24 protein-coding genes and 1 tRNA gene are annotated in these 22,034 nt (G+C 73.4%); 15 read left to right on the top strand and 10 right to left on the bottom strand.

The genetic code is table 11. From position 1 onward, the window contains the following. Nucleotides 1-181: 181 nt before the first annotated feature. The 7 genes from ACFV8H_RS38210 to ACFV8H_RS38240 all read left to right on the top strand — a co-directional run bounded on the left by ACFV8H_RS38210 (nucleotide 182) and on the right by ACFV8H_RS38240 (nucleotide 5,935). Nucleotides 182-610, top strand: coding sequence for a hypothetical protein (locus ACFV8H_RS38210; RefSeq protein ID WP_380408930.1), 429 nt, complete (start codon nucleotides 182-184; stop codon nucleotides 608-610). Nucleotides 611-720: 110 nt separating this feature from the next. Next, the gene (locus tag ACFV8H_RS38215) at nucleotides 721-1,338 is read left to right on the top strand and encodes an SAM-dependent methyltransferase (protein WP_380408965.1); all 618 of its coding nucleotides are present in this window, start codon (nucleotides 721-723) and stop codon (nucleotides 1,336-1,338) included. Beyond that, a complete protein-coding gene (locus ACFV8H_RS38220; RefSeq protein ID WP_380408932.1) occupies nucleotides 1,335-1,694 on the top strand; it encodes a hypothetical protein in 360 nt (119 codons plus the stop codon). The genes ACFV8H_RS38215 and ACFV8H_RS38220 overlap by 4 nt, the downstream gene beginning before the upstream one ends. 64 nt (nucleotides 1,695-1,758) lie before the next feature. Beyond that, nucleotides 1,759-2,706, top strand: coding sequence for a bifunctional DNA primase/polymerase (locus ACFV8H_RS38225; RefSeq protein ID WP_380408934.1), 948 nt, complete (start codon nucleotides 1,759-1,761; stop codon nucleotides 2,704-2,706). Nucleotides 2,707-2,776: 70 nt separating this feature from the next. After that, nucleotides 2,777-4,114, top strand: a complete 1,338-nt coding sequence (locus ACFV8H_RS38230; RefSeq protein ID WP_380408936.1) for a DUF3987 domain-containing protein — start codon at nucleotides 2,777-2,779, stop codon at nucleotides 4,112-4,114. A 308-nt stretch (nucleotides 4,115-4,422) separates the two neighbouring features. Then, the gene (locus ACFV8H_RS38235) at nucleotides 4,423-4,659 is read left to right on the top strand and encodes a helix-turn-helix domain-containing protein (RefSeq protein ID WP_380408938.1); all 237 of its coding nucleotides are present in this window, start codon (nucleotides 4,423-4,425) and stop codon (nucleotides 4,657-4,659) included. A 13-nt stretch (nucleotides 4,660-4,672) separates the two neighbouring features. Beyond that, on the top strand, nucleotides 4,673-5,935 hold the full coding sequence (locus tag ACFV8H_RS38240) for a tyrosine-type recombinase/integrase (protein WP_380408940.1): 1,263 nt from the start codon (nucleotides 4,673-4,675) through the stop codon (nucleotides 5,933-5,935). Nucleotides 5,936-6,019: 84 nt separating this feature from the next. On the opposite strand, the gene ACFV8H_RS38245 is transcribed toward ACFV8H_RS38240, so the two are convergent. The 4 genes from ACFV8H_RS38245 to ACFV8H_RS38260 form a co-directional block, all read right to left on the bottom strand. Beyond that, nucleotides 6,020-6,109 (bottom strand) — tRNA-Ser (locus ACFV8H_RS38245). 68 nt (nucleotides 6,110-6,177) lie between these two features. Then, the gene (tadA, locus tag ACFV8H_RS38250) at nucleotides 6,178-6,705 is read right to left on the bottom strand and encodes a tRNA adenosine(34) deaminase TadA (RefSeq protein ID WP_380408942.1); all 528 of its coding nucleotides are present in this window, start codon (nucleotides 6,703-6,705) and stop codon (nucleotides 6,178-6,180) included. 50 nt (nucleotides 6,706-6,755) lie between these two features. After that, nucleotides 6,756-7,313, bottom strand: a complete 558-nt coding sequence (locus ACFV8H_RS38255; RefSeq protein WP_375882588.1) for a tRNA adenosine deaminase-associated protein — start codon at nucleotides 7,311-7,313, stop codon at nucleotides 6,756-6,758. A 259-nt stretch (nucleotides 7,314-7,572) separates the two neighbouring features. Further along, a complete protein-coding gene (locus ACFV8H_RS38260) occupies nucleotides 7,573-7,809 on the bottom strand; it encodes a hypothetical protein (RefSeq protein ID WP_375882586.1) in 237 nt (78 codons plus the stop codon). A 162-nt stretch (nucleotides 7,810-7,971) separates the two neighbouring features. On the opposite strand from ACFV8H_RS38260, the gene upp reads away from it, so the two are divergent. Beyond that, the gene (upp, locus tag ACFV8H_RS38265; RefSeq protein WP_380408944.1) at nucleotides 7,972-8,607 is read left to right on the top strand and encodes a uracil phosphoribosyltransferase; all 636 of its coding nucleotides are present in this window, start codon (nucleotides 7,972-7,974) and stop codon (nucleotides 8,605-8,607) included. Nucleotides 8,608-8,683: 76 nt separating this feature from the next. On the opposite strand, the gene ACFV8H_RS38270 is transcribed toward upp, so the two are convergent. Next, entirely contained in the window at nucleotides 8,684-9,355 is a 672-nt protein-coding gene (locus ACFV8H_RS38270; protein ID WP_380408967.1) for a LytR C-terminal domain-containing protein, read from the bottom strand. 253 nt (nucleotides 9,356-9,608) lie between these two features. Beyond that, nucleotides 9,609-9,905: a type II toxin-antitoxin system VapB family antitoxin gene (locus ACFV8H_RS38275; RefSeq protein ID WP_014136828.1), complete on the bottom strand. Its 297-nt coding sequence runs from the start codon at nucleotides 9,903-9,905 to the stop codon at nucleotides 9,609-9,611. A 181-nt stretch (nucleotides 9,906-10,086) separates the two neighbouring features. Between ACFV8H_RS38275 and ACFV8H_RS38280 the strand changes: the two genes are divergently transcribed. After that, on the top strand, nucleotides 10,087-11,649 hold the full coding sequence (locus tag ACFV8H_RS38280) for a helicase HerA-like domain-containing protein (protein ID WP_380408946.1): 1,563 nt from the start codon (nucleotides 10,087-10,089) through the stop codon (nucleotides 11,647-11,649). Between the two features lie 34 nt (nucleotides 11,650-11,683). Here the strand turns inward: ACFV8H_RS38280 and ACFV8H_RS38285 are convergent, their stop codons facing one another. Both ACFV8H_RS38285 and ACFV8H_RS38290 read right to left on the bottom strand, forming a co-directional pair. Continuing rightward, nucleotides 11,684-12,850 carry a hypothetical protein gene (locus ACFV8H_RS38285; protein ID WP_380408948.1) on the bottom strand — a complete coding sequence of 389 codons (1,167 nt, stop codon included), beginning with the start codon at nucleotides 12,848-12,850 and terminating at the stop codon, nucleotides 11,684-11,686. A 123-nt stretch (nucleotides 12,851-12,973) separates the two neighbouring features. After that, nucleotides 12,974-13,669, bottom strand: a complete 696-nt coding sequence (locus ACFV8H_RS38290) for a rhomboid family intramembrane serine protease (RefSeq protein WP_380408950.1) — start codon at nucleotides 13,667-13,669, stop codon at nucleotides 12,974-12,976. Between the two features lie 82 nt (nucleotides 13,670-13,751). Here ACFV8H_RS38290 and ACFV8H_RS38295 point away from each other — a divergent pair, with 82 nt between their 5' ends. Continuing rightward, a complete protein-coding gene (locus tag ACFV8H_RS38295) occupies nucleotides 13,752-14,270 on the top strand; it encodes a YbhB/YbcL family Raf kinase inhibitor-like protein (RefSeq protein WP_380408952.1) in 519 nt (172 codons plus the stop codon). Between the two features lie 5 nt (nucleotides 14,271-14,275). Next, a complete protein-coding gene (locus ACFV8H_RS38300) occupies nucleotides 14,276-15,163 on the top strand; it encodes a hypothetical protein (protein ID WP_380408954.1) in 888 nt (295 codons plus the stop codon). Nucleotides 15,164-15,175: 12 nt separating this feature from the next. On the opposite strand, the gene ACFV8H_RS38305 is transcribed toward ACFV8H_RS38300, so the two are convergent. Continuing rightward, entirely contained in the window at nucleotides 15,176-16,141 is a 966-nt protein-coding gene (locus tag ACFV8H_RS38305) for a helix-turn-helix transcriptional regulator (protein ID WP_380408956.1), read from the bottom strand. Between the two features lie 94 nt (nucleotides 16,142-16,235). On the opposite strand from ACFV8H_RS38305, the gene ACFV8H_RS38310 reads away from it, so the two are divergent. Continuing rightward, entirely contained in the window at nucleotides 16,236-17,738 is a 1,503-nt protein-coding gene (locus ACFV8H_RS38310) for an MFS transporter (RefSeq protein ID WP_380408969.1), read from the top strand. A gap of 72 nt (nucleotides 17,739-17,810) precedes the next feature. Beyond that, nucleotides 17,811-18,032 (top strand): KTSC domain-containing protein, encoded by a 222-nt coding sequence (locus tag ACFV8H_RS38315; RefSeq protein ID WP_380408958.1) that lies wholly within the window; start codon nucleotides 17,811-17,813, stop codon nucleotides 18,030-18,032. A gap of 2 nt (nucleotides 18,033-18,034) precedes the next feature. Here ACFV8H_RS38315 and ACFV8H_RS38320 read toward each other — a convergent pair whose 3' ends face one another. Beyond that, a complete protein-coding gene (locus tag ACFV8H_RS38320) occupies nucleotides 18,035-18,676 on the bottom strand; it encodes an HhH-GPD-type base excision DNA repair protein (protein ID WP_380408959.1) in 642 nt (213 codons plus the stop codon). A gap of 283 nt (nucleotides 18,677-18,959) precedes the next feature. Here ACFV8H_RS38320 and ACFV8H_RS38325 point away from each other — a divergent pair, with 283 nt between their 5' ends. Together ACFV8H_RS38325 and ACFV8H_RS38330 are read left to right on the top strand one after the other, a co-directional pair. Then, entirely contained in the window at nucleotides 18,960-19,307 is a 348-nt protein-coding gene (locus tag ACFV8H_RS38325) for a DoxX family protein (protein WP_380408961.1), read from the top strand. A gap of 170 nt (nucleotides 19,308-19,477) precedes the next feature. Continuing rightward, nucleotides 19,478-21,943, top strand: coding sequence for a germacradienol/geosmin synthase (locus tag ACFV8H_RS38330; protein WP_380408963.1), 2,466 nt, complete (start codon nucleotides 19,478-19,480; stop codon nucleotides 21,941-21,943). Nucleotides 21,944-22,034 lie beyond the last annotated feature (91 nt).

Raw genomic sequence — 22,034 nt, forward strand, 5'->3', positions numbered from 1 at the left:
CCTGCGGGGGGGGGGGCGCGGCCGCGGGCGGGGCGCCGCGGGGGTGACCGGCCCCCCCCCACCGGTGCTGGCCTTTAGGCCCCCCCGGGGCCGCCGGGCCCCCGGGGTTTGCGGGGGCCCGGGGCTGCACGGTGCCACGGCACCCGACCCTCCTGCCGCCAGCCAGTCAAGGAGCCTCGACATGGCCCGTCTGCGCCTGCACTACTTCTCCCTGCCCCGCCCCGCCGTCTGCCTGCTCGACACCCCCCGCCCGAAGTGCCCCACCTGCCGGGGCGACGGCTACTGGGGCCAGGACGAGCGCAACGACTACGACACCGACGAACACCTCGACGCCGGGATCGTCACCTGCGGCTGCTGGGACCCCGACCGCTTCCGCTGCCTGCTGGTCGTCCCGCGCTGGATCGCCCGCCGCTGGCTCGGCTGGACCCCGCCCGAGGACGAGGACGCCGCCTACGGGGCCTGGCAGCCCGGCCCGTGCGACCACTGCGACGGCAACCCCGTCGACCCCCCGGCCTGGAACCAGTATTGCGCCTGCCTGACCGGCCGGGGCGCCGACCGCGAGAACTGCCTCTGCGGTCCCGCCGCCGCCCTGCCCGGGGATGCCCGGTGAGCGCCCGCGGCCTCTTCGCGGCGGCCCGCCCGGCCGTCGGCTGGCTGCCCGTTCGGCCCTGGAACGGCCTGACCGTCCTCGACGCCTACTGCTGCCAGGGCGGCGCCGGCATGGGCTACTACCTCGCCGGATACGACGTCCTCGGCGTCGACCTCACCGACCAGCCCCGCTACCCCTTCGCGTTCCTCCAGGCCGACGCCGTCGCCTTCATCGCCGAGCACGGGCACCTCTTCGACCTCGGCCACGGCTCACCGCCGTGCCAGCGCTACACCCGCTGCCAGAAGCTCCAGGGCCGCGAGCACCCCGACCTCATCGCCCCCACCCGCGCCGCCCTGGAGACCACCGGGCGGCCGTGGGTGATCGAGAACGTCGAAGAGGCCCGCAGCGAACTGCGCGACCCGGTGATGCTGTGCGGGGCGGCGTTCGGCCTGCGCACCTACCGGCACCGCCTCTTCGAGCCCGGCGGCGGCCTCACCATCACCCCGCCGCCGCACCCGGCACACACCGCACCGAACGCGAAGATGGGCCGCCCCGTCGCCGACCGCGAGTTCATGCACGTCGTCGGCAACTTCTCGAACGTCCCCCTCGCCCGCAGCGAAGCCGTGATGGGCATGCCCTGGGCCACCCGCGACGGCCTGCGCGAAGCCATCCCCCCGGCCTACACCGATCTGATCGGCCGCCAGGCCGCCGCCCAGATCGGCGCCGAGCCCGGGACGGTCGCGGCATGAGCGGGCGCGTGCCGCCCCTCGCCGGGGCGGAACTGTGGCGGGCCGTCATCGCCGCTGCCGCAGGCCGCTGCCAGTGCCGCGGCACCTGCGGCACCGCGCACGACAAGGACGGCGGACGCTGCCCCGCCGTCCACGGCACCTACCAGACCAGGCACGGCCGCAGCTGGGTGCGCCTGCTCGCCGCTCCGGCCGAGCCGTCCGCCCTGCTCCTGCCCCCGCACCAGGCCGCCACCCTGCCCAAGACCGCACTGGCCGCCTGGTGTCCGCACTGCCACGACGCCACCCGCCGCACCGCCACCAAGGTCCAGCTGGCCGCCGCCCCGGCCGCCGAGCCGGACTGCCTCTTCGACCTCTGACCCCTCGCGGGCCAGGGCCCGCGCCTCTCGGGTCCTGGCCCGCCGTACCCGAGAGGACCCCCGCATGACCGATCGGCCGTCCCCGGACCTGCTCGCCGCCGCGCTCACCGCCGCCGGCCGCGGCTGGCACGTCTTCCCGCTCGCCCCGAACGCCAAGCACCCCGCCCTGCACAGCGAGGAGCGCTGCCCCCGCACCGGCCCCTGCACGCCCGCCCACCTCGGGTGGGAGCGCCGGGCCACCACCGACCCGGACGTCATCCGCCGGGCCTGGTCCCACGGCCCCTACAACATCGGCCTGGCCTGCGGCCCCTCCAACCTGGTCGTGGTCGACCTCGACACCCCCAAGCACCCCGGCGACCTCCCGCCCGCGCGCTGGGCCGGACAGGGCATCACCGACGGCCACGACACCTTCGCCGCCCTGTGCGAGGAGCACGACGCCTACGGCCACTACGACACCTTCACCGTGCGCACCGGCCGCGGCGGCACCCACCTCTACTTCACCGCCCCACCCGGGACCGTCCTGCGCAACACCTGCGGGGACAAGGGGCAGGGGCTCGGCTGGAAGGTCGACACCCGCGCCCACGGCGGCTACGTCGTCGCCCCCGGCAGCACCGTCGCCGGACACCCCTACAACGTGGCCCGCGACCTGCCGCCGATGCCCCTGCCCGCATGGCTCGCCACCCTGCTCACCCCCAAGGCCCCACCCGTCGCCCAGCTGGACACCGCCGCCGTGCGGGCCCGGATCGGACGCCTCCAGGCCTACGTGCAGGCCGCCGTGCGCGGCGAGAGCGAGAAGGTCGCCGCCGCGGGAGAGGGCGTCAGGAACCACACCCTGTTCGCCTCCGCCGCCGCCCTGGGCCGCCTGGTCGCCGCCGGAACCCTGCCCGAGCACGACGCCACGGATGCGCTGCTCGCGGCCGGGAGCAAGGCCGGGCTGGGTGAGGCGGAGTGCCGCCGCACCATCGCCAAGGGCCTGGCCCGGGGCGCCGGCGGCGTCGGGCGGGCCGCGTGATCAACCGTCACCCCTCGCCCCGTCAGGAGAAGCGCTTCTCCGGCGGGGACCGGAACAGGCAGGAGGCCGAGTGAACGCCCCCGACACCCTGCCCGCCGAACCCCGTCAGGCGGCGGCGAAGAACCCGTTCTACGACGACGCCGAAGGGCTGGAGCGGCCCACCCGCCCCGGGCCGGTCCCGGACATGGCGGTCTTCCAGGGCCTGGCCGGGCACACCGTTCGGGCTCTGGACCCGACCACGGAGGCAGACCCGGTCGGCGTGCTGGTCAACCTGCTCTCCGGCGCTGGGGCCCTGCTCGGCCCCAGCGGCGCGGGCAGGGCCGACTCCTGCCCGCACCTGCGGATCGGCAACGACCGCCACCCCGCGCTGATCTGGGGCCTGACGATCGGCGCGACCGCCGCCGGTCGCAAGGGCGCCGCCACCAACACCGCCCGCCTCATCCTGTCCGCCGCCGCCCCGGGCTTCGCCAAGGACAACTGCCTGTCCGGCCTGTCCTCCGGCGAGGGCCTGATCGAAGCCGTGCGCGACGGCGACCCGACCAAGAAGGACGACCCCGGCCACATCGACAAGCGCCGCTGGATCGTGGAGTCCGAGTACGGGATCACCATGGCCCGCGCCCGCCGCGAGGGCTCCTCCCTCGGCGGCGTCCTGCGTCAGGCCTGGAACGGCGAAGACCTCGGCGTCATGAACCGCGAAGCGCTCAAGGCCACCGCCCCGCACATCGCGATCATCGGCCACATCAGCCCCCGCGAACTGCGCGCCAAGATGCAGGACTCCGAGATGGCCGGCGGCACCTACAACCGCTACCTGCCGGTCTTCGTCCACCGCAACCTCATCCTCGCCGAATCCCGGGGCGCCGACCCGGAGCTGGTGGAAAGCCTCGCCGCGTCCTGGCGCGCCGCGCTCGCCGACGCCCAGCAGGCCGGAGAGGTCACCCTCGCCGAACCCGCCCGCAAGCTCTGGCGGGACGACATCTACCCGGCTCTGTGCGGGGACGAGGACGGAGACGGCCCCCTCGCCGAGTTCACCGCCCGCGCCGCCCCGTACACCCTGCGCCTGGCCATGGTCTACGCCCTCCTCGACCGCCGCCGCGAGATCGGGGAGGACCACCTGCGGGCCGCCCACGCGCTCGTCAACTACTCCCGCGCCAGCGCCGCCCACGTCCTCGGCCTGGCCACCGACACCACCGGCGACCCCAAGCTCGACAAGCTCGCCGCCGCCGTCCGCACCGTAGGCCCCCGTGGTCTGACCGGTGACGAGGTCTACCGCCTCTTCAAGAAGTCCAGCAAGGACGAACGGGACCGCCTGGTCGCCGCCCTGCTCCAGATCGAGGGCTTCGGCAGCGCCCAGGTCCCCGGCGCCGGCCGCCACGCCACCGTCCTGCTCTACGCCCCTCCCGCCACCTGAGGGGTGGAAAGGGTGGAAAGGGGTGCTAAGCCCTCCCACCTGCGGAAACCCGAGGCACGGGAGGGGTGGAAAGGGGGGTGGAAAGGGGGTGGAAAGCCCCCTCTCCTCCCACCGCCAGCTGGTCGCCCGACCCTTTCCACCCCCCTTTCCACCCCCTTCTCACCCCCACCCTTCGACACAAAAGCCCAGGTCACCGGGCTTAGCACCCCTTTCCACCCTTTCCACCCCCACCCGCGCTTCGCAGGGGAAGTCAACGCACCTGGTTACGCCGCCTGTCACCGTCACGCCCCCCGCAAGGAGTAGCCGCAGTGACCGTCACCGCTGTCGAGGGCCGCCCCGACTACGACCCCACCCTGGTCGCCCTCACTGTCGAGGAGGCTGCCCGCCGACTCAGCATCGGCCGCACCACCATGTACGCCCTCATCCGGGACGGCGAGATCGAGACCATCCCGATTGGCCGGGCCCGGCGCGTGCCGGCCGAGGCCGTTGTCGAGTTCACCCGCAGCCGCATGCGGAAGCACACCACCACCCCCATCGCAGCCTGAGGAGGCAGCACCCTTGGCGACCCGTCAGCCGAACGGAGCATCCAGCATCTACCAGGACAAGGAGGGCAAGTGGCACGGCCGCGTCACGGTCGGCGTCAAGGACGACGGCACGCCCGACCGGCGGCACGTCCGGGGGAAGACCCGGGCGGAGGTGACCAAGAAGGTCCGGGAGCTGGAGAGGAAGCGGGACGACGGCAACGTCCCGAAGGCCGGGAAGAAGTGGACCGTGGCGGAGTGGCTCACCCACTGGGTGGAGAACATCGCCGCGCTGCATGTCCGGCCGAACACCCTCTCCGGGTACCGGGTGGCGGTGAACGTCCACCTGATCCCCGGGGTGGGCGCCCACCGGCTGGAGAAGCTGGAGCCGGAGCACCTGGAACGGCTCTACAAGAAGATGCAGGCCAACGGCAGCAAGCCCGCCACCGCCCACCAGGCGCACCGCACCATCCGGACGGCGCTCAACCAGGCGATCCGGCGCGGGCACCTGACCCGCAACGTCGCCTCGCTGGCCGTCGCGCCCAAGGTCGAGGAAGAGGAGGTGGAGCCGTACGAGGTGGAGGAGGTGCAGGCGCTCCTCCTGGAGGCGGGCAAGAACAGGAACAGCGGCCGGTGGGCCATCGCGCTGGCGCTCGGCCTGCGGCAGGGCGAAGCGCTCGGACTCCAGTGGCGTGACGTCGACCTGGAGGCGGGCACCCTGCGCGTCCGGCAGGCCCGGCAGCGCCCGAAGTACGGGCACGGCTGTTCGGAGCCGTGCGGCCGGAAGCACGCCGGCCGGTGCCCGGAGCGGGTCCGGACGAACTCCGACGCCGCGCTCACCAAGTCGCGGGCCGGTAAGCGGCTGATCGGCCTTCCGGATCAGCTGGTGAAGCTGCTCAAGCTCCACAAGGAAGAGCAGGACCGGGAGCGACTGGCCGTCCGTCAGGAGTGGGTGGAAGGCGGGTGGGTCTTCGCCTCGGAGATCGGACACCCTCTCATCCCCCGAACGGACTGGGACCGGTGGAAGGAACTCCTCGTCGCCGCCGGCATCCGGGATGGCCGCCTGCATGACGCTCGTCACACCGCCGGGACGATCCTGCTCCTGCTCGGCGTCCCCGAGCGGATCGTCATGGAGATCATGGGGTGGTCGAGCACCGCCATGACCCATCGGTACCAGCACGTGACGGCCCGAATCCGGCGGGACGTGGCGATGCAGATCGGCGGCCTCATCTGGGAGGTGGCCAAGGACTCCGACGGCGGCGAGCAGGACGAGTCGGACGGCACGGAGAAGGCGGCCTGACGGGTGAACTGAGACCAAAACTGAGACCGGCATGACGAAGGGCCCCGACTGTCACCAGTCGGGGCCCTTCGTTTTTCCTGCTCATGGCGGTAGCGGTGGGATTCGAACCCACGGTGGAGTTGCCCCCACACACGCTTTCGAGGCGTGCTCCTTTGGCCGCTCGGACACGCTACCGAGGGGAACTCTACCGGACGGGTGGCGCGGTCACGAAATCCTTACCGGGCGGGCCGTGGCCGGGCGGCTCAGCGGTGGGTGTCGAAGAAGGCGCGCAGCTGCTGGCCGCACTCCTCGGCGAGTACGCCCCAGATCACCTCGGGCCGGTGGTTGAGCCGGCGGTCGCGCATCACGTCGAAGAGCGAGCCGGCCGCGCCGGCCTTCTCGTCGAGGGCGCCGTAGACCACCCGGTCGATCCGGGACAGCACGATGGCGCCGGCGCACATCGTGCACGGCTCCAGGGTGACCACCAGGGTGCAGCCGCTGAGCCGCCACTCCCCGATCCGTCCGGCGGCCTGCCGGATCGCGACCACCTCGGCGTGCGCGGTCGGGTCGCCGACCGCCTCGCGCTCGTTGTGGCCGCGCCCGATCACCTCGCCGTCCGGGCCCAGGACGAGCGCCCCGACCGGGACGTCCCCGGTGGCCGGCGCCAGGGCGGCCTCGGCGATGGCGAGGCGCATCGGCGCCGCCCAGCGGTCGCGGACCGGGTCGGGGCGGACGGGGGCGGGCAGCGGGGGGACGTACGGGACGGTCAGCGGGGTGGATGCGGGCTGCATGGCATCCAGTGTCGGGCATCCGGTGGCGGACACCGGTGCGACCGGTGCCGCTACCGGACCGCTTCCAGGACCTCGCCGCAGCCCAGGGCCTCGGCGATCTCCTCCAGGGCGTCGCCCGGCACCGCGCCCTCGCCGCTGAGGGAGAGCAGGGCGTCGGCGGCCAGACCGAACTCGGTCAGCAGGTGGGCGTCGCCGAGCGGGCCGACCGGGACGCCGCCGTGGGCGTCCGCGTCCTCGTCGTCCTGCTCCTCGGTCTCCGCGTCCTCGTCCAGCAGGTGGTCCAGGTCGCCGAACTCGCTCTCGCCGGCCTGGTCGACCAGTTCGTCGGTGAGGACGGAGCCGTAGGAGCTGCGGGCGGCGGCGGCGCCGTCCGACACGAAGATCCGCGGGTCGTCCTCACCGTCCACCCGGACGATGGCGAACCACGAGTCCTCCTGTTCGATGAAGATCAGGACGCTGTCGTCGTCCTGCGCGCAGGCGCGGGCCAGATCGGCCAGATCGGCCAGGGTTTCGACGTCGTCGAGCTCCGTCTCGCTCACGTCCCACCCGTCCTCGGAGCGAGCAAGCACTGCAGCGAAGTACGCCACCAGGGACACTCCCAAGATCATCGGTCTCGGCTGTCGGCGCGCTCGGGCGGCGCGGAATTCTGGCCGCCCCCGCGCCAGAGGCGGTCCGCTTGTTCGGACCGTCCCATCGGAATCGTGACAGAAAGCCCGCCCTCGCGGGGGGTGTTCGGCAGCGCGTCTTTGCAGGTCGTGTCGGAAAGGCCGGGCGGTGCGGGGCGGAGCCGGGCCGGGGCCGTCCGAAGCCGGTCGAATTTCGGTCGGACCGTCCGGCGGGGCCGCGGTGGGGCGGCGGTGGGGCCGGTCAGATCCGGAAGGTGCGCATCCGCATCGCTTCGCGCATCCGCCGTTCCTTGGTCCGCCGGGGCTGGACGCGCTCCCTCAACTCGCGGGCCTCGGCGAGTTCGCGCAGGAAGACGGCCCGCCGCTTGCGGCGCTCCGTCTCGGTCTCCGGGGGCTCCTGCGGCGGGCCGGCGCGAAGGGCCGGCCCGTCGACGGGCTCGTCGGCCGAGCCGTCCCCGGCCCTCGGGTTGCTCGTCATAAGACGTGACATTCCCAGAACGGCCGGGTTGATACCACAGGAGCCGGTTCCGTCCGGACATTCCTGGCACGTCACGGCGTGTCACCGAAAGGTGACCGCCGCCGGTCGACGCCCTGGCACGGCGTGTCGTACAGGCGTCCAGGACCGGGCTAACCTCGGTACATGCGTCTCCACGTCGTCGACCACCCCCTGGTCGCCCACAAGCTCTCCACCCTGCGCGACGAGCGCACCGACTCGCCGACCTTCCGTCGCCTGACCGACGAGCTGGTGACCCTCCTCGCCTACGAGGCCACCCGGGACGTCCGCACCGACGAGGTGGAGATCACCACGCCCGTGGCGGTCACCCTCGGCACCCGGCTCAGCTACCCGCGCCCGCTGGTCGTCCCGATCCTGCGGGCCGGCCTCGGCATGCTGGACGGGATGACCCGCCTGCTGCCGACCGCCGAGGTCGGCTTCCTCGGCATGGTGCGCAACGAGGAGACCCTGGAGGCCTCCACGTACGCCACCCGGATGCCCGACGACCTCTCCGGCCGCCAGGTCTACGTGCTCGACCCGATGCTGGCCACCGGCGGCACCCTGGTCGCCGCGATCAGGATGCTGATCGAGCGCGGTGCCACCGACGTCACCGCCGTGGTGCTGCTGGCCGCACCGGAGGGCGTCGCGGTGATGGAGCGCGAGCTGGCCGGCCTGCCGGTCACCGTGGTCACCGCCGCCGTGGACGAGCGGCTGAACGAGAACGGCTACATCGTCCCCGGCCTGGGCGACGCGGGCGACCGGCTGTACGGCACGGCCGGCTGAGCGACCCCCCTCCGAACGTCCGAGAGCCCCCCGGCACTGCGTCTGCCGGGGGGCTCTCCTGGTTCCGTGCCGCGCCTCAGCAGCTGCCGGTGGCGCTCGGGGTGGGGGAGGGCTTGATGGCCAGGGCGAGGGCCGCGGCCGCCTGGGTCTCGTCCAGCAGGGCGTTGTAGCTGTCGCCGATCACGAAGTCCACGCTGGTGTCGGTGCGGGCGTCGGCGGTCACGCTGGCCCCGGCGATCTGGGAGCCCACCAGGGTGCCGGCTGCGACGCCGGTCGGGCCGGCGATCACCTGGGCGGTGCCGGGCACCTTCTTGTCCAGCTCGGCGGGCGCGTTGCCGACCTTGCCGATGGTGAAGCCGCGCTTCTTGAGCTCGTCGGCGGTCCGTCCGGCCAGGCCGGCCTTGGTGGTGGCGTTGTAGACGTTCACCGTGACGGCCGAGGGCTGCGGGACGGCGTGCGGGTCGACCGGCGCGCCGGAGGCCGCGGGGGCGCCCGGGGTGACGCCCGCCGTCGGGGCGGCCAGCGGCTTCCCGGACGGGACGGCGCAGGCCTGGGCGGAGGCGTTCCTGTCCTTGCCGCGGAAGATGTCGTACAGCTGGACGCCGCCGAGGCCGATCAGGGCCAGGGCGAGCAGGGCCGCGAGTGCGGCGATCACCTTGCGACTCTTCTTCGGGGGCCGGCCCAGCCGCGGGTAGGCGTTGCCGGTGACGCGGTACTGCTTCCCCTTGAGGCCTTGGGGAGTCAACATGCTCACGGGTCTGTCTCCCCCTCGTGCCGGGGCGGGGTCGGGATGACGGGTGGGCCAGGGCGGGGGGTCCCCCGGGAGCGGGCGGATCCCCTGGTCGCGGCCGTAGTCAGCAGCGTAGTGCCGGACAGCTGTGAAGGTACTAAACGATCATCATCTGGAGTACCCCGGTACCCGAAAGGGGGTACCCGGGTACGCGCGGACCGCCCTCCGCCGGGTGGCGAGGGGGCGGTCCGGAGTCGGCGGGGTGCGGCCGTCAGTCCATTTCCAGGACGCGGGCGTGCAGCACCTGGCGCTGCTGCAGCGCGGCCCGTACGGCCCGGTGCAGCCCGTCCTCCAGGTAGAGGTCGCCGCGCCACTTGACCACGTGGGCGAAGAGGTCGCCGTAGAAGGTCGAGTCCTCGGCCAGCAGGGTTTCCAGGTCGAGCTGGCCCTTGGTGGTCACCAGCTGGTCGAGCCGCACCGGGCGTGGGGCGACGTCAGCCCACTGTCGGGTGCTCGTCCGGCCGTGATCCGGGTACGGCCGCCCATTGCCGATGCGCTTGAAGATCACACGGAAAGCCTACCGTTCGGACGGCGCGCGGCGCAGCAGCCGTGCCTCCGCCACGCGCACCGGTGCGAGCTGCGCGGGGGCGATTGCGGCTGTTTGATGGGAAATGTCGCGAACATCGCCCGGTCCCGGCCGGGTTCAGGCCCGGCTTCCGACCGCCGATCCCGTCCAGGAGCGTGCACCGATGGACTCCGCCCCCACCCCGACGACCGTCCGGGAGATCGCCGACGGGTACGCCTTCACCGGGCCCGCCCTCGACCTCGGCGCGGTACTGCTGGACGGCACCGCCTACCCCGACGCGCAGGTGCGCGTCCCGCTCGCGGTCCTCAACCGGCACGGACTGGTCGCCGGGGCCACCGGAACCGGGAAGACCAAGACCCTCCAGCTGATCGCCGAACAGCTCTCCGCCCAGGGCGTGCCGGTGTTCCTCGCCGACGTCAAGGGGGACGTCTCCGGCATCGCCGCACCCGGCACGCCCGGCGAGCGCACCGCCGCCCGCGCCGCCGAGGTCGGACAGGACTGGACGCCGCTCGGCTGCCCGGTCGACTTCCACTCGCTCGGCGGGCAGGGCGCCGGCATCCCGATCCGGGCCACCGTCACCAGCTTCGGCCCGCTGCTGCTGTCCAAGGTGCTGGACCTGAACGAGACCCAGGAGTCCTCGCTCAGCCTGGTGTTCCACTACGCCGACCGCAACGGCCTGGAGCTCTACGACCTCAAGGACCTCACCGCCGTCATCGGCCACCTCACCTCGCCCGAGGGCAAGGAGGAGCTGCGCACCATCGGCGGCCTCTCCGCCGCCACCGCCGGGGTGATCCTGCGGGCGCTGACCGTGCTGGAGAACGAGGGCGCCGGGGCGTTCTTCGGCGAGCCCGAGTTCGACACCGCCGAGCTGCTGCGCACCACCGCGGACGGCAGGGGCGTCGTCTCGGTGCTGGAACTGCCCGCCGTGCAGGACCGGCCGCGGCTGTTCTCCACCTTCCTGATGTGGCTGCTCGCCGACCTCTACCAGGAGCTGCCCGAGGTCGGCGACCTCGACCGGCCCAAGCTGGTGTTCTTCTTCGACGAGGCGCACCTGCTGTTCAAGGGCGCCTCCAAGGCCTTCCTGGAGGCGATCACCCAGACCGTGCGGCTGATCCGCTCCAAGGGCGTGGGCATCTTCTTCGTGACCCAGACGCCGCGGGACGTCCCCGCCGAGGTGCTCGCCCAGCTGGGCAACCGGGTGCAGCACGCGCTGCGCGCCTTCACCCCGGACGACGCCAAGGCGCTCAAGGCCACCGTCTCCACCTTCCCCCGGTCCTCCTACGACCTCGCGACGGTGCTCACCTCGCTGGGCACCGGCGAGGCCGTGGTGACCGTGCTCTCCGAGAAGGGCGCGCCGACCCCGGTCGCGGCGACCAGGCTGCGGGCGCCCCGCTCGCTGATGGGGCCGATCGAGCCGGGGGCGCTCCAGGCGGCCGTGGACGCCTCGCCGTTGACGGCGCGCTACCGGGACGCGATCGACCGGGAGTCCGCGTACGAGAAGCTGGCGGCCCGGGCGCCCCGGCCGGACGCGGCACCGGTCGGGCCGGCGGAGCCCGAACCCGCGCCCGCGCCCGCACCGCGGCGGGAGGAACCCCAGGGGGCGGGCGGGCTGCTGGGCTCGCTGCTCAACAACCCGACCGTGAAGTCCTTCGCCCGCTCGGCCGGGAAGCAGCTCGGGCAGGAGATCTCGCGCAGCCTGTTCGGGACGTCCAAGCGGCGGCGCTGAGTTCGGGCCCGGGCGCCGCCGGGCCCTGTCCGGCCTAGCCGGCGAGTGCCGCGCCGATCCGGTCCAGCGAGGACAGCCGCATCAGGCCGTAGTGGTAGAACTCGACCTCGGGGACGCCGAGTCGGCGCAGTTCGGCGAGCTTGGCGGCGAGGTTCTCCGGGCCGTCGCAGTCCGAGGCCATCGGGCGCAGGATCACCGCCATCCGCTCCGGGCGGACGCCGTGCAGGGCGAACGCGGCGACCTTCTCCCGGACTTCGCGCGCGGTCGCGGCGTAGCCGAGGGTCTCGATCTGGTCGGTGACCCGGGCGAGGGCGGGCAGGTCGATGCCGGACAGCCAGCCCTTGCCGGGGCCGCCGCCGTCCATGAAGCTCAGCCGCATGCCGTGGCGGCGGGCCTGCTCGGTGAGGTCGGCGGCGAGCGCGGTGACGGTGGCGGCGGAGGCGTCCACGTAGGCGGCGAAGGCGCCGTCGGCCAGGGTGCTGAGGTCGGCGGGCGCGGCGGCGGCGTGCTGGTCGGCCAGCCGGCGCCGCAGTTCGGCCCGGACGGCCTCGGCGACCAAGTCGGCCGGGACGCCCGCGCGGGTGGCGGCGGCGCGGCAGTGCGGGCAGAAGCAGACGCCGAGCAGGGCCTCGGCGGTCGGGCCCAGCTCCTCGAAGTAGCGCTCGTGGTGGTAGCCGTGGCGCAGGCCGTGGAAGTGCAGGGACTCGGCGCGGGTCGCGTCCACGCCGTAGCGGGCGAGTTCCGCCACCAGGGTCAGCGCGTACTCGCGGACCTCGGGGTGGGCCGGGCAGAGCTCGGTGAGGTGGCGGTCGCCGAAGGCGTTGGCCGGGGCGCAGTCGGGGTGGGCGAAGCCGAGCCGGTCGTTGTGGCAGAAGACCGTCCAGGCGTGCAGTTTCAGGCCGCGGCGGCCCGCCTCGGCGGCGGCCTCGGCGAAGGGGTCGCGGTCGCCGATCGCGGTGGACGGCACGGGCGCCAGCCGGCGGCCCTGCCAACGGGCCGGGTCGGGGCGGAAGTAGGCGGCGCCCGGCTCCAGGTAGCGGATCACCCGGCGGGGGTTGTGCGGGAAGACGTCACGGGCCTCGTGGTAGACGGAGGCCAGGGTGACGCCGCCGACGCCGGCCCGGTCGGTGAGGTTGCCGAAGAAGGTGTCGGCGCCCTCGTCGAGCAGGTCGGTGGCGAAGGCGAGGACGGACGACTCCACGGTGCGGCTCCGGAGCTGGGGGCAGGTGCGCCGCTCACGCTAGCCGCAGGGGTGGCAATGGTCTATACCTGGCGGGGCCGCTCGGCCGAGGGCGCCCGCTCGGCCGGACGGGCCGGACGGACCCTAGAGGCCCAGGTCGTCGAGCTCCTTGAGCAGGGCGGCGTTCGGGCTCTCCGGGGTGGGGGCGGCCGGGGCGGGGGTGGCGGCCGGGGCAGCGGGCACCGGCTTCGACCGGGCCCGGGCCCGGGCCCGGTCGCGGAGCAGGACGGCGGCGGCCAGTCCGCCGATCAGCCCGCCGAGGTGGCCCAGCCAGCTGACGCCGGGGAAGACCGGCAGCACGCCGATCAGGATCGTCCAGTAGACCGCGGCGACGCCGAGGCCGACGACCGCGTCCAGCACGTTGCGGTCCAGGACGCCGCGCAGCACCACGTAGCCGAGGTAGCCGTAGACCATGCCGCTCGCCCCGGCCGTCACGTGGTTCGGGCTCTCCAGCAGCCAGACCAGCAGCCCGCCGGAGACCGTGATCACCAGGCTCGCCAGCAGGAACTTCCGCATGCCCCGGTAGGCGGCCAGGAAGCCGAGCACGAACAGCGGCCAGGAGTTGGAGATGATGTGGTCCCAGCTGAAGTGCAGGAAGGGCATGGTGAACATCTCGGGCAGGTCGTCCACCCGCTCCGAGCGCAGCCCGTACTCCCTGGACAGGTCGTAGTCGTCCAGCCAGTTCACCACCTGGACCGACCAGATGACGGCCTGGATCCCGAGCATGGTCAACAGCGCGCGGCGGGAATCCGAGAGCAACTGGGCGAGTTTCGAGGCCATGAGGTCGACTGTAGGGGCCGCCGGATCGGTCGTGCACCCCATTACAGTGACCGATGTCATCCCGACCGTGAGAGGTGCACCCATGAGTGTTCGCCCGCCGCTGCCGTACGAGTTCCTGCCGCAGGTGCCGTCCTTCCCGCTGAGCAGCGAGGACTTCACCGAAGGCGCCACGCTGGACCAGGAGTTCATCCACGCGGGCGGCAACCTCTCGCCGCAGCTGGCCTGGTCGGACCTGCCGGAGGGCACCCGGAGCATCGCCGTCACCTGCTACGACCCGGACGCGCCGACCGGCTCGGGCTGGTGGCACTGGCTCGCCCTGAACCTGCCCGCCGACACCGTCGAACTGCCGCGCGGCGCCGGTTCCTCGGACGACGCCCTGCCCGGCGCGGACTCCTTCCACGGCCGCAACGACTTCCCCTCCCACCAGTACGACGGCGCCGCCCCGCCGCCCGGCGCCCCGCACCGGTACGTGTTCGCGGTGCACGCGCTGGACGTCGAGAAGCTCGACGTCAGCGCCGACACCCCGCCGGCCCAGGTGGGCTTCCACCTCACCTTCCACACCCTGGGCCGGGCGCTGCTGACCGGCGAGTACGGGGTCTGAGCGGCATGGTGCCCGAACGTCCGGTCGAGGTCTGGCGGTTGCCCGAGGAGGAGCGGCGGGCCGGCCGCCGGGCCGTGACCTGGACGGTCGGGCCGGACGGGGACCTGGCCGTCCTGCTGGTGCCGGAGGAGTACGCGGCGCCGGCCGGGTCGTGGCCGACCGTCCGGCTGCCCTACGACGGCGAGGTGCTGGTGGCACCCGGGACGGCCGGTGAGCGGCGGGTGCCGCTCACCGGCGTCGCGGTGCCGCCGGACCACCTGGCGCTGCTGCCGGGCGGGCGGGTGCTGCTGGCGGCCGCCCGGGCGGACCAGGACGGCGAGGAGTGGCTGCCGAACGGCTCCGTGTACGGCCCCGACGGGACACCGGGGGCGGAACTCGTCCTCGGTGACGACACGGGTGTGCTGGTGACCGACCGGGACGGCCGGATCTGGATGGCCTACGGCGACGAGGGCATCTACGGCGACCACCCGATGGCCACCGCGGGACTGCTGGCCGCCGACGCCCGGGGGCGGGTGGTGTGGAGTCCGACCGGCCTGCCGGCCGACCCGCTGGAGGGGCTGGCCGGTGCGACCGAGGGCCGGTGCGCCTGGCTGGCCTGGTACCCGAGCTCCTCGGGCAGCCACCTCACCCGGGTCGACCCGGACGCCGGGTCGTCGAGCACGGTGCCCTGCCCCGACCGGCAGCCGGTCGGCTTCGCGGTCCGGGGGCGCGAGGGCGTCTTCCTCGCCGGGGGCGGCGAGTTGACCTGGCAGCTGCTGGTCGGGAAGGCCTGGAAGCAGACCGCGCGGCGCAAGCCGGACCTGCCCGGCGAGCTCGACCGGCAGCGGGCGTACGGGCGGGACGGCGTGCTGTGGTTCCGCCGCGGTGACGGCTGGTACCGGGTGTCGGCCTAGGAACCCGGGAACCTAGGAGCCGTCGTTCGCGGCGTGCGCGGCCCGCGCCGCGACCGTGCGCAGGTGCTCGCGCAGCTCCGGGGGTTCGTGCACCTCGAAGTCGCAGTCCAGCATGAGCAGTCCGGCCGCCATCCACTTCAGCGAGTCCGCGCGGGCGCGCAGCCGGCAGCTGTGGTCGTCGATCGGCTCGATCTCGTAGTCGCCCGTCCAGGGCATCCAGCCGTCGACCTCGGCGGCGGGGCGGTGCACGGTGGCCACCATGGAGCGGGTCGGCGAGCGGCGCAGCCGGTTGGCCACGAACACGGCGGCGTCCTCGGCGGGGAGCGGGCGCGGGGTGAAGCGGGCGCCGGTGGCGAAGGGGTCGGCGATCCGGTCGACCCGGAAGAGCCGCCAGTCGTCGCGGTCCAGGTCGTAGCCGATCAGGTACCAGCGGCGGCCGGTGGAGACCAGGCGTTCGGGTTCGACGTTGCGCCGGGTCTCGGCGCCGTCGCGGGCCCGGTAGCCGAAGCGCAGCCGCTCGTGGTTGGTGACGGCGCCGGCCAGCAGGGTCAGCGCCTCCGGGTCGACGGTCGGACCGTCCCCGGTGAGCAGCGGCACGGTGGCGGTGTTGAGGGTGCCCACCCGGTGCCGCAGCCGGGCCGGCAGCACCTGGAGCAGCTTGCCGAGGGCCCGTACCGAGGCCTCCTCGATGCCGACCACGGCGTGCCCGGCGGCCGCCCGCAGGCCCACCGCGATGGCCACCGCCTCCTCGTCGTCCAGCAGCAGCGGCGGCATCGCGGTGCCCGCGACCAGCCGGTAGCCGCCGACCGCGCCCATGCTGGCCTGCACCGGGTAGCCGAGCTCGCGCAGCCGGTCGATGTCGCGGCGGATCGTGCGGGGGCTGACGCCGAGCCGCTCGGCGAGTTCGCTGCCGGGCCATTCGCGCGGGGTCTGCAGCAGGGAGAGCAGGTTGAGCAGGCGGGCCGGGGTGTCGGTCATGCCGTCCAGCATGCCGGAGGAAGTGGGACAGCTCCTGACCTACATGGTCGTTACCGTCCTCGACGTGGAGAAGCGGACGAGCGAGGAGAACGGCATGAGTACGGCGGGAGCCGACCGGCGGAGGTGGATCGCGCTGGCGATCGTGATGGTCGCCTCCTTCATGGACCTGGTGGACGTGACCATCGTCAACATCGCCATCCCCAGCATTCAGCAGGACACCGGCGCCTCGTTCAGCGCCATCCAGTGGGTCACCGGCGGCTACGCGCTGGCCTTCGCCATCGGGCTGATCACCGGCGGACGGCTCGGCGACATCCACGGCCGCAAGCGGCTGTTCCTGATCGGGATCACCGGCTTCACGCTGGCCTCCGCGCTGTGCGGTCTGGCCGGCGGCCCGGAGATGCTGGTCGCGATGCGGATCCTCCAGGGCGGGACGGCCGCCCTCATGGTGCCGCAGGTGCTGTCGATCATCCACGCGACCTTCCCGGCGGAGGAGCGCGGCAAGGTCTTCGGGATGTTCGGCGCGGTGGTCGGCCTGGGTGCGGTGTCCGGTCCCATGATCGGTGCGCTGCTCACCGAGTGGAACCTGCTCGGCCTCGAATGGCGGCCGATCTTCCTGATCAACCTGCCGGTCGGCATCGCCGGGCTGCTCCTCGGCCGCCGCTTCATCGACGAGTCCAAGGCCGAGCACGCGCTCAAGCTCGACCTGGTCGGCGTCGCGCTGGCCAGCCTCGGCCTGCTGATGCTGATCTACCCGCTGACCCACGGCCGGGAGGCCGGCTGGCCGCTCTGGGGCTACCTGTCGATGGCCGGCAGCCTGCCGGTGTTCCTGCTGTTCGTGGCGTACGAGAAGGTCAAGACCCGGCGGGACGGCTCGCCGCTGGTCGAGCTGTCGCTGTTCCGGGTGAAGAGCTTCGCGGCCGGGATCTGCGTGCAGCTGGCCTTCGGCGTCGCGCTGGGCATCTTCTTCCTGGTCTGGACCCTCTACATGCAGGTCGGCCTCGGCTGGAGCCCGCTCAAGGCCGGTGCCACCGGCATCCCCTTCTCGATCGCCGTCTCCACGGCGGCCGGGCTGTCGGTGCAGAAGCTGGTGCCGCGCTTCGGGCGCAAGGTGCTCCAGGCGGGCGCGCTGGTGATGGCGGCGGGCGTGCTCACCTACATCTGGGAGGCCGACCGGTACGGGACGGCCATCTCGGCCTGGCAGATGGCGCTGCCGCTGGTCGTGATGGGCCTCGGGATGGGGCTGATCGTCGCGCCGATCACCGACGCGGTGCTGTCCGAGGTGCCGCGCCGGCACGCCGGCTCGGCCTCCGGCCTGATCAACACCGTGCAGCAGGTCGGCAACGCGCTCGGGCTCGGCCTGGTGTCGGTCGCCTTCTTCGGGGCGATGGACGACGTGGTCGCGCCCGACGCGCTGGGGACGGCCTTCGGCGGGGCGTTCGTGCACGCGATGTGGTGGGTCACGGGGGTGCTGGTGGCGGTGTTCCTGCTGATGTTCGCGCTGCCGCGCAAGCGGGCGGTGGCGCCGGTCGAGGCCGGCGGGTCGGAGGAGGCCGACGGCTCGGATGAGGCCGCGGTGGAGCGGCCGGTTCTGGTCTGAGCTCCGCTCCTCCCGGCCCAGGGCCCCGGTCGCACTGCGCGACCGGGGTCCTCACCGCACACTGGGAGGGTCATGGACCGTACGGCGGTGGACTCCTCGGTGCTGCGCTCGGTCGGGTACGACCCGCGGGCGCGGGTGCTGGAGCTGGAGTTCACCGGCGGGCGGGTCTACCGGTACGCGGACGTGCCGCCCCGGGTGCACCGGGAGCTGCTCGCGGCGCAGAGCCACGGGCGGTACTTCGTGCGGTCGGTGCGCGGGCGCTACGCCTACGCGGCGGTGCCGGCCGGCCGGTAGGTTCAACGGGCCCCGGTGACGGCCGCGGTGACGGACCGGGTGGTGGTGCGGGGCTTCGCGGCGGCCTTGGCCTCCTTCGCGGCGCGCTTCGTCTCCTGCTTGAACTCCCGTACCAGGGTGAGGGATTCGGGACCGGTGATGTCGGCGACCGAGCGGTGCGCGCCCTCCTCGCCGTACGCGCCGGCCGCCTCGCGCCAGCCCTCCGGCCGTACCCCGTACTGCTTGCCGAGCAGGGCCAGGAAGATCTGCGACTTCTGCTTGCCGAAGCCGGGCAGCGCGTTGAGCCGGCTGAGCAGCTCCTTTCCGGTGCGGGCGTCCTTCCACAGCGCGGCGGCGTCGCCGTCGTACTGCGCGACCAGGAACTGGCACAACTGCTGGACCCGTTTGGCCATCGCGGCCGGGTAGCGGTGGACGGCCGGTTTGGCCGACAGCAGGGCGACGAACTCCTCGGGGCCGTAGGTGGCGATCTCGTGGGCGTCGAGATCGTCCCCGCCGAGTCGTCGGGCGATGGTCAGCGGGCCGGTGAACGCCCATTCCATCGGGACCTGTTGGTCCAGCAGCATGCCGACGAGCGCGGCGAGCGCGCTCCGTCCGAGCAGTTCGTCGGCCTCGGGCTGCTGGGCGAGCCGGACGGTGACGTTCATGAGGTGGGGCCTCCTCGGAGTTGACGTCGGTCGGCGCCCAGTCTGGATGACGCGGCGTGGGCGGACACCGTCAACACGCCCGTAGCTGGGGAAGTCTTGGTGTTCAAACCCTTGTCAGGCCTGCTTTGTTCGTTGGCGGAGCGGTTGTCGGGGGCTGCTCGCGGGTGCGACGGAAAAATATTTGTCCGTGGCTGTCACATCGGTCGCGCGGGCCGGGTCAGTGCTGTGTCCGACCGGATCCGAGCGCATCGGATCGACCACCCACCGAACGGGGAGCACTCCAATGTCCGTCGCCCACACCGTCGTCACCGTCCTCGGCGCCCTCATGGTCGGCTTCTCGGCGTACTCCGTCTTCGCCGGGGCCGAGTACGTCGTGGGCCCGCTCGCCGAGTACGGGGTCCCGCGCGCCTGGTGGACCTGGCTCGGCGTGGCCAAGGCCGCCGGCGCCCTCGGCCTGCTGGCCGGCCTCGCCGTCCCGGGCGTCGGCTACGCGGCCGCCGTCGGCATCGTCCTCTACTTCCTCGGCGCCGTGATCACCGTCGCCCGCGCCCGCGCCTACGCCCACATCCCCTTCCCGCTGATCTACCTGGCCCCGGCCGCCGCCTCCCTCGCCCTCGGCCTCGCCGCCTGACCCACCCCCACCCCCGGGGCCGGCCCACCGCCCGGCGGCCGGTCCGGGGGGTGGGGGGCATTGTTCCAGGGGCGGGGCATCTCGTATGACTGTTTCGGTTGTGGCGGTGCCGGGAGGTGACGGGGGGTCATTCTTGATCCCCAACGACGTGTCGAGAAAGGCCCGCCGCCGTGAGCCAGCCGTTCGAACTGCCGTCCTTCTACGTGCCGCACCCGGCGCGCCTCAATCCCCATCTGGAGGAGGCACGGGCCCATTCCTCGCTCTGGGCCCGGGAGATGGGGATGCTGGAGGGGTCGGGGATCTGGGACCAGGGCGACCTGGACGCCCACGACTACGGGTTGCTCTGCGCGTACACCCACCCCGACGCCTCCGCCGAGGCGCTGTCGCTGGTGACCGACTGGTACGTGTGGGTGTTCTTCTTCGACGACCACTTCCTCGACATGTACAAGCGCACCAACGACCGCCGGGCCGGCAAGGCGCACCTCGACCGGCTGCCGCTGTTCATGCCCGCCGATCCGGCCGCGCCGGTGCCCGAGCCGGAGAACCCGGTCGAGGCCGGGCTGGCCGACCTGTGGCGGCGCACCGTGCCGGTGATGGGGGAGGACTGGCGGGTCCGGTTCGCGGAGAGCACCCGCAACCTGCTGAACGAGTCGCTGTGGGAGCTCGCCAACATCGACGCGGGCCGGATCGCCAATCCCGTCGAGTACATCGAGATGCGCCGCAAGGTCGGCGGCGCGCCGTGGTCCGCGCAGCTGGTGGAGTACGCGGCCGGGGCCGAGGTGCCCGCGGAGGTGTCGGGCTCGCGGGCGCTGCGGGTGCTGATGGACGCCTTCTCCGACGCCGTGCACCTGCGCAACGACATCTTCTCCTACCAGCGCGAGGTCGAGGACGAGGGTGAACTGAGCAACGGGATCCTGGTGTTGGAGCGCTTCCTGGAGTGCTCGACCCAGGACGCCGCCGAGGCGGTGAACGACCTGCTCACCTCACGGCTGCAGCAGTTCGAGAACACCGTGTTCACCGAACTGCCGGTGCTGTTCGAGGAGACCGGGCTGGACCCGGCGGGCCGGGCCCGGGTGCTGGCGTACGTCAAGGGGCTGCAGGACTGGCAGTCCGGCGGGCACGAGTGGCACATGCGGTCGAGCCGGTACATGAACGGCGGTGGTGCCGCGGCGACTTCGGCCGGTGGGGTGGGTTCGGCCGGCGGGGTGGCGCCGGGCAGCGGGGGCGGGCTGCCGGGGTTGCCGGGGCTGCCCGGGGCCGGCAACTGGTGGGACCAGTACGCGATCGGCGGGATCGGGACCTCGGCGCTGGACATCCTGCGGAAGGGGGCGGTCGGCGGCGGGGCACCGGCGGGCGGTGGGTTGCCGGCCGGCACCGGGCCGACGGCGGCGCCGGCCGTGCGGCGGGCGCGGTCGCACGCGAACCGGCCGTACCGGGCCGTCGGGCCGTCCCGACTGCCGGAGTTCGAGCTGCCGTTCGGCCTCACCCTGAGCCCGCACCTGGACGGTGCGCGGGAGCGGGTGATCGAGTGGGCCGAGCGGGTCGGGCTGCTGGACGCGGCCGTCCGCGGCGTCCCCGGCTCCGGCATCTGGGACGCCGCGTCGATGCGCGACTACGACCTCGCGCTGTGCGCGGCCGGCCTCCAGCCGGACGCCACCGTCGACGAACTCGACGTCGCCTCGGCCTGGTTGGCCTGGGGCACCTGGGCCGACGACTACTACCCGGTGGTCTACGGCCGCACCCGCGACCTGGCCGGGGCGAAGGCCGCCACCGCCCGGCTGCCGCTGTTCATGCCGGTGGACGGCACCCCCGCGCCCGAGCCCGCCAACGTGCTGGAGCGCTCCCTCGCCGACATCTGGGAGCGCACCGCCGCCCCGATGGCCGTCGAGGCCAGGGGCCGGCTGCGGGATTCCGTCGAAGTGATGACGGCGAGCTGGATCTGGGAGCTCGCCAACCAGATCCAGAACCGGATCCCGGATCCGGTGGACTACCTGGAGATGCGCCGCACCACCTTCGGCTCCGAGCTCACCACCCTGCTCGCCCGGCTCGGCCACGGCCGGACCGTGCCGGAGGAGGTCTACCGGCACGGCTCGATGCGGGCGCTGGAGAACTCCGCGATGGACTACGGCGCCATGGTCAACGACCTGTTCTCGTACCAGAAGGAGATCGAGTACGAGGGCGAGCTGCACAACATCGTGCTGGTGGTGCAGAACTTCTTCGACTGCGACTACCCCTCGGCGGTCCGGATCGTCGACGACCTGATGCACTCGCGGCTGGAGCAGTTCCAGCACGTCGCGCAGAAGGAACTCCCGGTGATGTACGAGGACTTCGGGCTGTCGCCGAAGGCCCGGGGGCTGCTCGACGGGTACGTGCGGGAGCTGGAGAACTGGCTGGCCGGCGTCCTGAACTGGCATCGGGAGTGCCGCCGGTACCGGACCGAGGACCTGGAGCGGCACTTCGGCGCGGAGCGGGACCTCGCGGGCGCGAACTCGGCGGCTGCGATCCCAGTGGGCGCTCCGGCAGCCGCGCCGGCGCCCCGGCCCGGCGTGGGTGCGGCCGCGGGGCCGCTCGGTCCGACCGGTCTGGGCACCGCCTCGCTGCGCCCCCCGTTCGGCGCGGCGGCCCCGGCGAACTGACCGGACCCTCCCGGACGGGGCCCTCCCGGACGTACGCGCACCCGCGGGGAGGCGGCCCCCCGCCGGCCCCCCCCCCCCGGCCCCGCCCCCC

Source organism: Kitasatospora sp. NPDC059827, from assembly GCF_042731675.1.
Taxonomy (GTDB): Bacteria; Actinomycetota; Actinomycetes; order Streptomycetales; family Streptomycetaceae; genus Kitasatospora.